Annotated in this window: 11 protein-coding genes and 4 pseudogenes; 6 read left to right on the plus strand and 9 right to left on the minus strand. The window is 44.8% G+C overall.

What is annotated here, in order from left to right; translation table 11 throughout:
• From EAS44_RS22285 to EAS44_RS22300, 4 genes and pseudogenes are all read left to right on the plus strand, one after another.
• Nucleotides 1-1,157, plus strand: a protein-coding gene (locus tag EAS44_RS22285; RefSeq protein WP_371415536.1) for an IS3 family transposase whose coding sequence is annotated in 2 segments (ribosomal slippage) — nt 1-259 and nt 259-1,157 — 1,158 coding nt in all. Because the reading frame shifts where the segments join, the coding sequence is not laid out codon by codon here.
• A gap of 20 nt (nt 1,158-1,177) precedes the next feature.
• A pseudogene (locus EAS44_RS22290) lies at nt 1,178-1,363 on the plus strand (transposase domain-containing protein); the annotation flags it as partial.
• Between the two features lie 134 nt (nt 1,364-1,497).
• Nucleotides 1,498-2,826 carry a nucleotide-binding domain-containing protein gene (locus EAS44_RS22295; RefSeq protein ID WP_000019624.1) on the plus strand — a complete coding sequence of 443 codons (1,329 nt, stop codon included), beginning with the start codon at nt 1,498-1,500 and terminating at the stop codon, nt 2,824-2,826.
• Nucleotides 2,827-2,833: 7 nt separating this feature from the next.
• Nucleotides 2,834-3,409, plus strand: coding sequence for an SLATT domain-containing protein (locus EAS44_RS22300; protein ID WP_000194395.1), 576 nt, complete (start codon nt 2,834-2,836; stop codon nt 3,407-3,409).
• A 552-nt stretch (nt 3,410-3,961) separates the two neighbouring features.
• Here the strand turns inward: EAS44_RS22300 and qatD are convergent.
• The 7 genes and pseudogenes from qatD to EAS44_RS22340 all read right to left on the minus strand — a co-directional run.
• A complete protein-coding gene (gene qatD, locus EAS44_RS22310; protein WP_000020778.1) occupies nt 3,962-4,687 on the minus strand; it encodes a Qat anti-phage system TatD family nuclease QatD in 726 nt (241 codons plus the stop codon).
• Complete coding sequence (gene qatC / locus EAS44_RS22315; protein WP_000508958.1) at nt 4,684-6,003, minus strand: Qat anti-phage system QueC-like protein QatC; 1,320 nt, start codon at nt 6,001-6,003, stop codon at nt 4,684-4,686. The genes qatD and qatC overlap by 4 nt, the downstream gene beginning before the upstream one ends.
• Nucleotides 5,985-6,737, minus strand: coding sequence for a hypothetical protein (locus EAS44_RS22320; protein WP_000537317.1), 753 nt, complete (start codon nt 6,735-6,737; stop codon nt 5,985-5,987). The genes qatC and EAS44_RS22320 overlap by 19 nt, the downstream gene beginning before the upstream one ends.
• Entirely contained in the window at nt 6,737-8,521 is a 1,785-nt protein-coding gene (locus tag EAS44_RS22325; protein WP_000269403.1) for a P-loop NTPase fold protein, read from the minus strand. The genes EAS44_RS22320 and EAS44_RS22325 overlap by 1 nt, the downstream gene beginning before the upstream one ends.
• Nucleotides 8,522-8,652: 131 nt before the next feature.
• Nucleotides 8,653-9,837: a hypothetical protein gene (locus EAS44_RS25185; protein WP_000150690.1), complete on the minus strand. Its 1,185-nt coding sequence runs from the start codon at nt 9,835-9,837 to the stop codon at nt 8,653-8,655.
• Between the two features lie 238 nt (nt 9,838-10,075).
• A pseudogene (locus tag EAS44_RS22335) lies at nt 10,076-10,552 on the minus strand (VasL domain-containing protein); the annotation flags it as partial.
• Nucleotides 10,549-10,896: pseudogene (locus tag EAS44_RS22340) on the minus strand (POTRA domain-containing protein); the annotation flags it as partial. The pseudogenes EAS44_RS22335 and EAS44_RS22340, both read right to left, overlap by 4 nt.
• Before the next feature lie 679 nt (nt 10,897-11,575).
• On the opposite strand from EAS44_RS22340, the gene EAS44_RS22345 reads away from it, so the two are divergent.
• Entirely contained in the window at nt 11,576-11,767 is a 192-nt protein-coding gene (locus tag EAS44_RS22345) for a DUF4222 domain-containing protein (RefSeq protein WP_001287878.1), read from the plus strand.
• 52 nt (nt 11,768-11,819) lie between these two features.
• Here EAS44_RS22345 and EAS44_RS22350 read toward each other — a convergent pair whose 3' ends face one another.
• Together EAS44_RS22350 and EAS44_RS22355 are read right to left on the minus strand one after the other, a co-directional pair.
• Entirely contained in the window at nt 11,820-12,053 is a 234-nt protein-coding gene (locus EAS44_RS22350; RefSeq protein ID WP_000124175.1) for a hypothetical protein, read from the minus strand.
• Between the two features lie 95 nt (nt 12,054-12,148).
• Nucleotides 12,149-12,648: pseudogene (locus EAS44_RS22355) on the minus strand (DNA-binding protein); the annotation flags it as partial.
• 350 nt (nt 12,649-12,998) lie between these two features.
• On the opposite strand from EAS44_RS22355, the gene grpA reads away from it, so the two are divergent.
• Entirely contained in the window at nt 12,999-14,117 is a 1,119-nt protein-coding gene (gene grpA, locus EAS44_RS22360; RefSeq protein WP_000135343.1) for a propanediol utilization system alcohol dehydrogenase GrpA, read from the plus strand.
• Nucleotides 14,118-14,177 lie beyond the last annotated feature (60 nt).

Raw genomic sequence — 14,177 nt, forward strand, 5'->3', positions numbered from 1 at the left:
ATGAAAAAAAGAAATTTTAGCGCAGAGTTTAAACGCGAATCCGCTCAACTGGTTGTTGACCAGAAATACACGGTGGCAGATGCCGCCAAAGCTATGGATGTTGGCCTTTCCACAATGACAAGATGGGTCAAACAACTGCGTGATGAGCGTCAGGGCAAAACACCAAAAGCCTCTCCGATAACACCAGAACAAATCGAAATACGTAAGCTGAGGAAAAAGCTACAACGCATTGAAATGGAGAATGAAATATTAAAAAAGGCGGCGTACTTCGCAAAGCTGTCCGACTGAGGTACGCCTTTATCCGTGACAACACCTGTTGCTGGCCTGTTCGCCTGCTCTGTCGGGTGCTGGATGTTCATCCCAGTGGTTTTTACGCCTGGCTTCAGCAGCCGCATTCACAACGCCATCAGGCAGACCTGAGACTGACAGGACAGATTAAACAGTTCTGGCTGGAATCGGGATGCGTCTATGGTTATCGCAAAATCCATCTGGATCTGCGTGACAGCGGGCAACAGTGCGGAGTAAACAGAGTCTGGAGACTGATGAAACGTGTCGGAATAAAGGCTCAGGTCGGATACCGAAGCCCGCGGGCACGTAAAGGCGAGGCCAGTATCATGTCACCCAACAGGCTCCAGCGACAGTTCAATCCGGATGCTCCTGATGAGCGTTGGGTAACGGACATAACCTACATCAGGACCCACGAAGGCTGGCTGTATCTTGCCGTTGTTGTTGATCTGTTCTCACGCAAAATTATCGGCTGGTCCATGCAATCCCGGATGACAAAGGACATTGTCCTGAACGCACTGCTGATGGCTGTATGGCGGCGTAATCCCGAAAAACAGGTGCTGGTTCATTCGGATCAGGGCAGTCAGTACACAAGCCATGAGTGGCAGTCGTTCCTGAAATCACACGGCCTGGAGGGTAGCATGAGCCGTCGCGGTAACTGCCATGATAATGCGGTTGCAGAAAGTTTTTTCCAGTTGTTGAAACGTGAACGGATAAAGAAAAAGATCTACGGAATGCGGGAAGAAGCCCGCAGTGATATTTTTGATTACATCGAAATGTTTTATAACAGTAAGCGTCGGCATGGTTCTAGCGAACAGATGTCACCGACAGAATATGAAAACCAGTATTATCAACGGCTCGGAAGTGTCTAGATTATCCGTGGCGATTCATTATGTTCTTCGGCAGCGATCACGGCGGCGAGCGAGGAGCACTGTTGTACGGGCTGATCGGCACCTGCCGACTGAACGATATCGATCCGGAAGCGTATCTGAGCCATATCCTGAGCGTACTGCCGGAATGGCCTTCCAACCGAGTTGACGAACTCCTGCCATGGAACGTAGTACTCACCAATAAATAAGCGTCAATACGGCACTCCGTTAACGCTTACGTTTAAGTCATAAAGCCATGCAGAACGCTCACCTCCCAAGATCTTGGTTTTTATAAGGTGTAATGATAATGTAAGCTAATGTTTCACATGCCAAAGGAAACACCATGAGCCACAGGGAATTGTTCAGCGAATTTCTTGAAAATTTGAATCTTGACCTCAAACAGGCAAAAAAGATCAGCTATCACTATCGAAAAATAACCAAGTCATTAAATCTTGCGTTCAGAGGAACGAGTTCCCGGGTAGCAAACCGCTTGAAAGTGGGGTCAGTAGGCAGACATACCGCAATAAAAGGCATATCCGATCTGGATATGCTTTATATTATGCCCCCCAATCAGTATGAATATTATAACCGTAAGGATAATGGTCAGTCTGCATTGCTTACAGATGTCAGAAACATTCTGGCGGAAGAATATCCTGACCAGACTGTGAAAAAGGACAGACTGGTTGTTCAGATCATCTTTAAAAACTTTTATGTCGAGGTTCAACCTGTATTCAGACAGGATGATGACAGCTTTAAATTCCCTGAAAGCTATAATGGAGGAGCATGGCGCATTACAAAACCTCTTCACGAAAAGGCGGCCATGACCGCATTTTCGCGAGATAAATCCAATAATCTGCGCAAGCTGTGTAAAATGATCAGAGCCTGGAAGAACCTGCATGGCGTCAATATGGGTGGCTTACTGATAGACACACTAGCGTATCGCTTTCTTTCATCAACATCAGATTATGACAATACCGGAAATGGCAGCCTGGGAGCCCTCGCCAGAGACTTTTTTGAATATCTGTCAAATGAGGAGAGAAAGGAAAGGTATCTCGCGTTAGGCAGTAATCAGCATGTACGTGTTAAATCTCCCTGGTTTGGCCGGGCAGCGAAACACGCGTATGAATTATGTTGTGATGCCTTAGACGCTGAGGGGGCTGCCAGTGAAAATGACCGCTGGCGCAAAGTGTTCGGACGAGCCTTCCCCAGACGTAAAGTGGGTATTATGGAAGCCCGTCTTGGTCTGGAATCGCATGCGGCAGATGCTGTTCCCTGGACCGATACCGAAGAGTTTATAGAGGATAAATATCCGGTGGATATCAGGTACTCACTCAACCTTGACTGTACCGTAACCCAGGATGGTTTCCCTCCCAGAAGCCTGAGGGAGATGCTTATCAGAAGATTCCGCCTCTCCGCTCGAAAATCTCTCCTTTTCCGGGCAGACTTGACAGAAATGGAGGCAGAGGAACCCTACACCGTTATGTGGAAGGTACTGAACGTGGGTGACGAAGCACGCAGAAGAAATATGATCCGGGGACAAATCGTTTCGGACGGCGGCTACTGTACGAAGAAAGAAACTACCGACTTCCGCGGAGATCACATGGTAGAATGCTATGTGATAAAAAATGAGGTTGTGGTTGCCCGGGCCCAGATTGAAGTTCCCATAAGCTGAGGTTTTTATGACGCAATCAGAGATGCTGAAATTAATCGCCCGACATGGTTATAACGTTGGATTTGGCGCTAAGAAAAACTTTGCCACCTATGATCTGATTTGTAAGGCATCCGGTTGGATTAGCTTTATTTCTCTTGCTGTCGGTGTGTTCGCCCTTTTTATTCCTGAGCTGGCCACAAACGTCATTTCCGCGATATTAATTATATTTGGTGTTGCTACAATGTACATTCAGTTTTATGACTCGGAAAAGCAGAGTTATGAAAGTGCGGGGATTGAGCAGACCAAAATTTTTAATGAACTTGAAGTCATCTACCGCAACGTAAAAAGCGATGCAAACTTTGACTATCAGCGTACACAACAATCCATCGACGCTATCATGTCCCGGTTTTACGGCACGGTCATCAGCAAACAGATCTTCGGAAGTAACTGGTACGCACATTATAAATTTTACTGTGAATTTGAAAAAGCATGGGTTGAAGAAGAGCTGAACCTGACACTGAAGGACAAAATCCCGCTTTCGCTCTGCTTTCTCGCCAGTCTGGCGATCATTTTTACTATAGCTGTCATCTGGAAAACGCCCTGATGCTGCAGCCAATGAAAAATTCAGCAAGCTGACTGTCAAATATGCGATGTATAGCCGGTATCACCATCCAGTGTACGTTCTATAAGGGGGGGCGCTTGGAAAACGGGTAGAGTCAAGATGTGGCGCGGTAATTTTACAGGTCAGGCATATCTGTTGCCGCCTCTTTCGATTGGCGGTGCCTTACTGTCCTGACCATAAATCCTGTTTCCACACCCCGCTCATCGAAGCGGACATGCGCTTCTAACACATCCGGCTCTCGGACAGAATCATGCCTTCGCCCACGGAAACCTCTGCGGGAGCTTCGGTGCATATTTTCATGGAAGGGGATCACCCAATAACTTCCATCGAGATCGGGTCATAACGGCCAATCCGTGATCGAATAGAGCGGAATACGCACTCTGACGAACTGCTTACATTTAAACTAATTACAAACTATATAAATCCGCCTTACTCATTCACAGGGTAGATATATTCTTACTTTTAATTTTATGTGTAATTAACTGATGACGAAAAATGAATTGAACTGTAAATGCATATCTAAGTTTTTCATTCTTATGATGTACATAATACCTTAAAATTATCAACTAGCTGAGCATTAACCTCCATCTGACTAATCCCCCATAATGCGGCTAACTGTTTCTCTGCAATCCCACTATCCCATGGCATTAGTGGGTCATTACGAAACTTAGCAAATGGCCCATCTGTTTCTGTAAGAATGCGTGATTTGGGTATTTTCAAAACTAAGGCCTTACCCTTTATTGTATCGAGCATAGCAGGCCCCACTGAGAACCAGCATCCTAAATCAATTGCCCTTTCAAGCTGCTTAGGTGTTCCAGTGAACCAATGCAATATTGCCACCCCATCGATATTTTCAATCTCATCAAGCACCGCTGATGCACTTCCCCGACTATGGATAGTCATAATCTTGCCACCAGCCCGATTTACACTGTTGAGAATGTGTCGGAACACTTTCAATTGAATATCCCAATGTTCTTTAAATCCCTGTCCACCATCAAGCCCTATTTCCCCTACATACTTAGTTTCCGAAAGCAATGAATCAAACAGGTCTAACTCATGCGATCTTTGATGCGCGATTTGAGGATGTAGCCCAAGAGCAGTTCGGATTCGTTGACTTTCTTTAGCCAATAAAGAAGTACCATGCCATGCTTTAGGTGTTGTTGTCACCGACAGAATATAAGTCCCTCGACGCTTACTTTCTTCAGCCACGAGGTCTGGCCGAGGATATAAGTCTAGATGACAGTGCATATCGATGCTCATACTATGTTCTCACTCAGTAAATAGCTTTCAACCTCATCTAGGCCATCCTTAAATACTTGCTTGAAATTATCAAATTCTGCCGTAGGCAAAGGGCCACTTTTGGCAATCCATGTACCTATTTTCAAAGTCGATTTCTGCGTGATCGCAATCCTAAGGGCGATCAGGTCGTCCCTGCGATCTATTTCATTCATTACTTTAGCTAAGGACTGGAAAATATATTCAACATCTCTACTAATTCCCCCTGCATGAAGTGATGCTCGTCGAATGATACACGGTATACATACCCCACATTGCTGCCCCATTCGTTTCCAATGACTGCAGGATACTGTACTTTCCACAATTTTAGATAAGAGCTGCTTATTTGAACATTCGGAGATCATTTTTCCTTTTGTCTTAAACTGATATGGATTGATTATTTGACAAGAAATACCGAGCGCATCAAAGATCTTTTGTATGCTCGTAATAAAATGTGGATGTGTTGTTCGTGTGCTCAGCGAACCTATCCGCCGTGGAGTAAGTGGTGCATTTAATGAGATAAATCCATTTTCAGGTACGAACAAATCAATCTTTTCTTGTTGAGATATCTCTTGTACGGCACAAGCACCTACGGCCGCAAAGGCAAGAAAATTGAGGCTACGAGTTCGCATCGTAATATCAGTCACGCCTTGATAAATGTGTGGGTCAGCATTAATCTCAAAGCGCGAAAATTGGCCACTTAATTTTTCAGCGATCTGATCTTGACGAGACTTGTCCCCCTTATAAGCATGACTAACCAAAAGTGGAGCGCGCCCTGCAGCCAGAAGATCTATTGCACCAATAGCTGAATCCAGACCTCCTGAAAATAAGCTGACACAGTCAAGCCCTTTTAGCTTAATCAGACGATGCCTTGAATGCTGGCTATAAGGCTCTGGCGGTGCATAACCATCGTCACAAAATTCGAAATCCCAGATGTCTCCACTAAGAAAATGCAAAGCACTCTCAAGTTCTTTCTTTAGACTAATCCATCTGGATGGTTCATGAAGGGGGAGTCGTAACGACAATTGGCGGGTCCAACCATCCTCGGAACTTTCACGCTGAACGAAAGTATCTGCTGCAGTTACTGCTAATGCAACACTCAGAAAATCCATGACCTTAGCTGGAAGCTGTACTCCCAAACGTCTGATCCGATCAATCGCAGGATTCCCGATAACAGATATATCTCCGCGCCTCTGACCACTTAATCCATATAGCTGAACAGGTAACACTTTCTCACTTGCTGGCGGCAAATGGTGATGTTTATGATGGAAAACTAATTGTGTCACTGGTATGCCTCCCATTCTTGCCAGGCCTCAATAATGGCCTGACGTTCAATTTTTACCATTTGGTTTCGTGTGAACGATCTTATGTTACCGGCAAGTTTTGGTGCCATATGTTTATCAACAACAACTTTAATCAATTCCCGGAGTTCAATTTCTGCATGAATTGCCTTTGAAGGTGTATCTGCTTTGTTCCATGCCCTATTAGAATCCATTACCATCTGAAGGAAAATACTTTCCGCTAGATAACCAATCATTGTGTCAACAATCACACCATCAGTTATTTTTTGAGGATCGAAAATTTCTACGCCATCAAGAGCCTCCACTAAAGCATGGTTCATGGCCGCACAGATCTTTTCTGAGTCACCATCCTGTGATGTTAAAGCTTGAGCAATAGTTGATATTGCTATTTCGCATGGAAGGCCTGCCAAACTGCCCAAATCGATGCTTGGTTCTCCGGGAGCCGAAGGCATTCCCACTAAAGCCCCAAATAATTCGGCCCCAGCTTGCGTGACACTCCCTAATCGCCGAGCAGCGTTACTGCTCCCTCCGGAGGCTTTTCGCGCGTAGTGCCCTATGGCTTTTCTGAAATCTGCTCGATTTCCATTTGATACCGCATTTCCCAACGATTCTCGAAATGGCGCAAACCTCCTTTCTTGCGGCGAGGGTAACGGTTGCTGTGGCTGATCATCAGCCCATGGTGGAACCAGCGGAGAGCCACCTCCTGGACCTTTACTTGATTGTGATGTTCCCATTAAGCGTCCTTATTCCATTGTTCATCTTTTAATGCTGCAGTCATCCACGCTGGTCGTTTCATCCCCAACTGTAATTCCTGTAGATAACGAATTAATATGCTGGCTGCATCTGTTGAGTAGCGGGCCAACAGACATGCACCGGAAAAGCCTCTGGGCTTACGATCCCAATCTGATACCTGCCGTAACTGGTTAATTAAACCTTCCATTACAGGTATTTGCTCCTCACGAGGAAGTGCTTTCAAAAGGTTTTCTGCTGTAGGAGAACTAGTGTTTTTCAATTCAATTAGTGCATTTAGTACTTCCCGTCCAGATGGCGATAAACCAACCACATATGCACCTATTGGCATAGTTTCTCGGGACAGATATATGGCGGCCCTTAAGTCAATCCCACCAAGACGAGGTTCAAGTTGGGCCCATTGACTGATGAAAGATTTAGTCGTTGGACTATCAGTCCATGTCTTTGGTGCATCAGTAGGTATTTGACCGCCATTATCGTCAAGCTGTTTAAGTATCTGGGGAACACCTTGTTCAATATCCACGAGATGATATAAATCAGCGGTGCCATCCACTCCAACACAGCGTTCAAAAATTACTAGCTTAGTAATAATTGCTTCATCCAAAGGCATTGCTCGTCGCTTCGCAATTTGAGATCGCATTTTCACAACATTCAACAAGCGTTTAACGATCCTGGGATTACCATGAATAATTGGAGAGTTGGCTAAAATGGGAGCAATACGGTCAGCACGCGCAAACGCCAGCGCGAGGTTGCTATCATCCGCTTCACCAGTCATTTTTAAGGCCTCCTGACGTGAGATTGGTTCATCTTTCCAGGATTGCTGTAACGCCTTCTCTAAGCCCTCACGGAGCATAGTTATTTTTTCGCCTTCTAAGCCATGTTCAATGGCATAAAGCATGAACAGATACGAACGGATCTCACGGACCCCAGCCTTAGGCACCCGAATAGGAACCTGGATTAGCTTATCCAGATAATCTATTTGATGGCGCTGTGATGCCCCTTTGAAGTAATCAGCCACAGAAGAGCGAATCATGTCCTCATCTGCTGCAATAATAAAGGCTGTATTAGTCAAGAAAAGGAATAGCCTGATAGCTTCAAGTGTATGGATAGCATTGGCAGGGAGACAGCGGTCTAGGTTATCTATTACCACAATGAGTGGCTTTCCAAGTTCTTCTAGAATTTCCCCATATTCCTTACGAAAGGCATCAATCTGCTGAGGGGGGCTTTTTTTTGTTTGTGGTTTAATCAAACCACAAGCAGTTTCTTTACCTTCTTTAGCTATATTGCCTAAAGCCTCATACTCTTCCTGGCTCTGGATGCCATCGGTGATATTTCTTAATGCACCAATCCCCCTAGAAAGCAAACCGCCAGTAGGTAATCCTGCCATTAAAGCTGTACCCTCAGCTAGTAATCCCATAGCTCTAAAACCATCAACTCGACTAAGGAGTCTCTTAGTTTTTGATATAAGGGCTGAATTACCTTCAGCAGCTTTTGTCAATTCTGTAGCGATGACTTCAAGAAGTGCGGCACGGGTGTCGTCGTACCCCTGATAGAGCCAAGAGTCAAAATTGATAACAATCCAATCTTTGTCGTCTTGCTCAAGTTTTTGCTCTATCAGTTTTAACAGAGAGGATTTACCTGCCCCCCAGTTTCCAAAAATTCCGATAGATACTGGTAACATATCTTTCGTGGTAAGTACATCCACGGCTAACTGAGATACTTCACCAAAATTTAGGTAGTCTTCTGATGACTCTTTGTCTGACCACATTTTTATATCCTTTACATCACCAATTTTTACGTCATTGAGTAAACTACAAGTTTGATAAAACCAACTCTGTTCAGGTGGGCAAATTCAGTGTACCACTTCACCAATAATCCAATATGATGACTGCTATAGATCTATTTTTTAAAGAATGAAATAAGCTTTCTTATCCCAGTCCATATTTTCCTATCAGAATCCGAAGGGTTAAATTCGCTCTTGTCAAAATCAGCAACCTCAGCAACCTCAGCAACCTCAGCAACCTCAGCAACCTCAGCAACCTCAGCAACCTCAGCAACCTCAGCAACCTCAGCAACCTCAGCAACCTCAGCAACCTCAGCAAGGTTTATTCTATTTTGATGATCTGTCAAATGTTCTTTGTTAATTTCATCTCTAATTAGCTGTTCTTTTTCTATGCTGTAGTTTTTGTCATTATAAGTCACATCAAAATCATCTAAGAAAACGATATAAATCAATTTAAAACAACTAGTCTTAAATAAAAAACTATCGCACTCATCAGGAAAACCAAAAAAGAAAATATTAAGATATTTGGTTGCTTTGCGCTTGTCTTTTAGTCCATTATAATACTTATTTGCTTCTGCTCTTTGTTTTTCATACTCACTACAGAAAAAACTCTTTTTACTTTCATCCCATTCTGAAGCATCAATTTCAAGTTTATATGCTTGTTTGGTACCTTTCTTTCTGGCTAAAAAAGTAAGGTAATATCTATTCGAATTTATCTCCAGCCGTATATTAGATTGAATTTTACCAAAATAAATTGCTGGCTTATTATATCTAATTCCTTCTTTATAGATGATTAGTTGAAAAGTATCTTTATAAGTTCTAACTCCATAAGGGGGAATTGATAATGGTTCATAGAGATTATCTCCATTAATGTAGTAGTCTACTACCGGTTTGATGCTTGAAGATGACACAGGGTGTACTTTACCTCCCAAATCTTTTTCATCATTTCGCGTCTGTTTGATAATTCTTCTGCCAGAAGAGTCGTAATTTCTTTCAGACACATCAAGTTTCAGAAGAGATATAGCTAATGCCGGTGGTGAATTATGCTTTTTATTATTCTTTGAGTTACACTTATTTTTACTCTTAGGATCATGAATATTACATCCCGGCCTATGAGTCTCTTTATATCGAAAGTATGATTGATTTAAATTTATTTCTTTGAAGCTACATGGAGTAGCGGGTATCCTACATTTGTCATACGGGCATTCAAAAGTGGTTGTTCGTATATAAAGATCATCCATTTCCCGAAGATCATGACCATGAACAATTTCACCACTAACAGAATCTCTTGCTATTGTCACACAATCTCCTTTGATAAAAATTAATAGATTCTAATTTCATACCAAGGCTAATTTAAATAAAGGCTATTTAAGAGAAAAACAAGTCAGCCTGACAGACATATCCCCTCCCATGGCAATATGCCGCTATTTCGCGTTTTTTTTCACGCCATAATGCGTTTCAAGGTAGCGAATATCTTCGATTGCCCATGGTGTGCGCATTCTTTTGGGTTTATTTTCCATTACCATGTTTTATCAGCCATCATGGCTGCCTCTCCGGTTTGCCAGCGTGTTCCACCTGATAACGATTAATCAGCTGATTCAGTGCCATTTCAGCCTGTTTTTGCTGCTGTTCACTGCCATTCTGGTTACGGGCTTCATCATAGCGACGTAACTGCTCTTCCGCCGGGATATGCCGGTTAAAGGCCTGCATGATGCCAAACACCTCCGTTCTCAGTTCACTGACCGTCATGTATTTTCCCCGCTGTTCATCCAGACGGTTCAGGCGTTCAGCCAGCTGCTGTAAGCGGGTCATGCCTTCATTCCAGCCCGTCATCGCCTCTTCCGGGAGCGCACGACTCCTTACGCTCTTCTGCCAGTTATCCACCATTTCCTGAACATGGGGATTGTCGGGGAAAAGTACCATCAGTTGCTGCAGCAACTGCGCACTGCGCTGCAGGTTATATGCCGGGGGTAATTCTGTCAGTCGCGTTATCTGCTGACCGGAAAGGGTTAACCATGATCGACCAGACGGTTCTGCAATGTACTCATCAGCAGATTAATTCCTTTCGCCCCCAGACAGTGCCCGACCGCCCCGTTGGCGATTTTTTGTAAAGGCAGCCAGTGTGGTAACGCATCAGCCCCCTCCAGTTCCGTCTGTTTAATCTGAAAACAGGGCGTTTCAACAGGAAAATTAATCTTACGTGCAAAAGAGCCAGGTGCAGAAAGGCGAACATCAGGGGCTGAAGGCATCAGTTGTTGCTCAAGGGCTTCCTGACGCTGCTGCTGAATGATAAATGCTTCATCTCCGCTACGCCGGACATCCGCTGCCTGAAGAGATAAAGGCGATAATAAAGCAGACATCAGTGTCAGTGACAGCAAGGACGGACAGCGCCGGAATACGCTTTGTTCCTCAGCCCTCACGTTCCTGCAACATAATTTTCCAGTCAAACGAAAAACCTTTTATTCATGCCATACCAACAATTACCAGCCTCCTGACGATACCTCCCACCATTTTTTGCAATGGCACGCTACCGCCTTTCCGGTATTTACCCACATCAACCGGTACCAGAATGCTGAGTAATAAATCTGCCAATTTTTAGCTGACTTAATTTTGATCATTATAGAATAATGATCTGAACTACAGCAATATGGCAGATTTATCGATCAATATAATACAAATGAACAGTTCTTTATTCTGACTAATATCGCAAAAACAGCACATTACAAAATTTATAACCATAATTAATGGAAAAGTGCAGAAAATTATTCCACTGAATGCTTTTAATACAGTTGGTTAGCTTAAAAAATAGCAATTTTTGATTTCAGTCATTGAAAATTGCAATGCGTGACGATTCAACAGCATTTAAGTGAGTTTCAGGATATGGGAAGGACATGAAAAGAGGAGCGCAATAAAATACACAGGAAGAAGGGGAAAATGTTTCGTAAAAACAGAAAATTAACAGCGCACATCAGGAAACGCAGTCTCCTGATTCAGTGCTACCACATGAAAATTTAGTTAACTGTTACCGTACTAAAATTTATGTCAGAAGATGTTCCATTACCGAAAGTCAATCAGCGATACAAAGACGATCATGGAGCACTGGCCACCGTAACCAGCGTCGAAGAAACCCGAGTGGTTTTTATGCGGGAGGGTTATCCGCATCCCTGTATGCGACCGATGTACAACTTTCTGGGAAAATTCAAACCCGACCCCCGGGAAGAAACAGAATAAAACGAAATCCCTGCCGGCAATCACACTGCCTGATGGCAGCATAATCCACTTATTAATTCTCATCCCCGGAGACAAACCCTGAAAACCACTCCGGGTGTTCATTGTATGCCGTGTTCAGCGCATCCCAGGAAACGTTGATATAAAAGCTGTCCTGCAATTTGCGGGTAACCACCTCTACCACCCGGTTCCGGTTATACGCCAGTCCGGCATAACCTCTCTCTGCCAGCCACTCATTCAGTTCATGTTCCAGAGACAGATTGATAATATCGTAATCGGACCTTGCCATTCCCGTTTCCTTAGCACATGTTTTCAGGCACGGGGATAAAGTATAAAGAATGTCGTACTGCTGCTGCCAGAGCAATATTCCCCCTGATGGTTGTATCAGAGATGGTATGCCGGTATTTTGCGGGTTGTTCCCGTCAGGTTATCGTGCACCTCCACGGTCGTTGTCACCACCGGCATTCCGCTCTGTCTTAGTCTCAGGACATCAGCCGCAATACGCTGACTGCCAGACCAGAACAGGCCGTCCAGTGCGGTCACCAGTAACCCCGCCTCCAGCGCATACTTCAGCCGTTCACGGGGCGCTTTCACTTCCCGGGCAACCTGCTGATATGGCAATGATGTGTTTTCATTCCCAACCACGCGACGAATACGGTGAGACAGATGATACCGGTATGTATCCGGCACACTGGAAAGACTGGCCTTCAGGCTGTACACGCAGCCAAAGCGTTTATCGTTGAACACCACATTTTTCTGGCTGATGTCCCATTCTTCACGCAGCACAGCAATCAGTTGTGGTGTCCGGGTAAGCAGAAAGGCAATTCAAAACAGGTGACGTAATCCACATTCAGCAGGGCAATACGCGGCCATTTTTCTGATCCATTTACAATCGGATGTGGGCGAACATTATTATCATTATCTGAAAATCTCCCCCTATGGCATGTTTGCCATGGCGGAGAGTCATTGAAGCCTTTATGAGGGGTGAATACATTCCTGAAGCAGTGCAGTGGCAAAAAAACACCCCGCTTTTATTCATTCTCTGACAATAAATATTGAGTTTGACTGTATCAGATTTTAGGTATTTCCTAGAAAAGGACTTTTTTGCTCAAGGCAAAACAATACCGCAAAATAATCCTTCACCTGCACAAACATCCTCAGTCCATTAAAAAAATCGCCATGTTAGGTTAACGACATCAAATTTGGTCGTTTACCATGATTAAGGTAGTTACACATGGCCCGCTATTATTTTTCGTGCCCCAAAATTTATTTTGGTGAAGAGGCAATAACCTCTCTATGCCAATTTAATAATAAACGAGTCGGTATTGTCACCGATGATTTTATGATGTCATCAGGTAAAACTCGTTATTTAATAAGCCATATGCCTGAGGCATCGGTATGCATTTTCGGTGAGGTTACTCCGGATCCAGATATTGATATTCTGACTTCCGGCGCGGCGCGTTTTAAAGCCTTTAAGCCCGACGTTATTATCGCCCTCGGCGGCGGCTCGTCGCTGGACGCTGCGAAAGGAATTAAAGTCACATTGGAAGAGTATTTTGGAGATCATCAAATCGATCTCATTGCTATTCCCACAACCAGCGGATCCGGCTCTGAAGTGACGTCCTACGCGATCATCTCTGATCCGCAAAATGGCCGCAAATATCCGTTGATCTCCGGGCAACTGGTGCCGGAAATCGCCATTCTCGATCCTAACCTAGTGTTAACCGCGCCGCGTCATGTCGCGGTAGATACCGGCATGGACGTGCTGACCCATGCCATTGAAGCCTTTGTCTCTACTGGCTCAAATGACTTTAGCGATGCGCTGGCGGAAAAAGCCATCGCGTTGACCTGGCGCTATCTGCCGCAGGTGTTTAACGACGAAAAAGACATTGCGGCGCGCACCCACATGCACAATGCCTCCTGTATGGCAGGCATGGCATTTAACTCCGCCGGGCTGGGGTTGGTACACGGCATGGCACACGCCATCGGCGGGATGCTGCATATTCCTCATGGCAAAATTAACGCCATGCTGCTGCCGATTGTCATCGACTTCAACAGCAAACGGGCCAGCACTGAAACCCGCGATCGCTATCACCGTTGCGCGCAAATCATAGGCATTGACCATGCGGTACCGGAGCAGGCCATCGCGCTGATGACTCAGGAGATCCGCCAGATCAATCGCCATTTCTGCATCCCCGTCACTCTCAGCGAACTGGGCATCGACCGTGCAAAAATCATCGAGTTGCGCAGCGCACTGGTGAATTCGACGCTGGCCGACGGTTGTACCGCGTCGAACCCGCGGCAGGTGACGACGCATGATGTCGAAGGGTTGATCGACCTGATTACCGGCTAGCTGGATAACTTTGTTCAGCCTCCGTGAAGCAGTCAAAAAAGTCCTGCTGATAAACAAAAA

The organism is Escherichia coli DSM 30083 = JCM 1649 = ATCC 11775 (assembly GCF_003697165.2).
Taxonomy (GTDB): domain Bacteria; phylum Pseudomonadota; class Gammaproteobacteria; order Enterobacterales; family Enterobacteriaceae; genus Escherichia; species Escherichia coli.

Excerpts from the sequence above, each read along its gene's own strand:
- EAS44_RS22295 (WP_000019624.1), top strand. The coding sequence starts at position 1,498 with ATGAGCCACAGGGAATTGTTCAGCGAATTTCTTGAAAATTTGAATCTT.
- EAS44_RS22300 (WP_000194395.1), top strand. The coding sequence starts at position 2,834 with ATGACGCAATCAGAGATGCTGAAATTAATCGCCCGACATGGTTATAAC.
- qatD (WP_000020778.1), bottom strand. The coding sequence starts at position 4,687 with ATGAGCATCGATATGCACTGTCATCTAGACTTATATCCTCGGCCAGAC.
- qatC (WP_000508958.1), bottom strand. The coding sequence starts at position 6,003 with ATGGGAGGCATACCAGTGACACAATTAGTTTTCCATCATAAACATCAC.
- EAS44_RS22320 (WP_000537317.1), bottom strand. The coding sequence starts at position 6,737 with ATGGGAACATCACAATCAAGTAAAGGTCCAGGAGGTGGCTCTCCGCTG.
- EAS44_RS22325 (WP_000269403.1), bottom strand. The coding sequence starts at position 8,521 with ATGTGGTCAGACAAAGAGTCATCAGAAGACTACCTAAATTTTGGTGAA.
- EAS44_RS22345 (WP_001287878.1), top strand. The coding sequence starts at position 11,576 with ATGTCAGAAGATGTTCCATTACCGAAAGTCAATCAGCGATACAAAGAC.
- EAS44_RS22350 (WP_000124175.1), bottom strand. The coding sequence starts at position 12,053 with ATGGCAAGGTCCGATTACGATATTATCAATCTGTCTCTGGAACATGAA.
- grpA (WP_000135343.1), top strand. The coding sequence starts at position 12,999 with ATGGCCCGCTATTATTTTTCGTGCCCCAAAATTTATTTTGGTGAAGAG.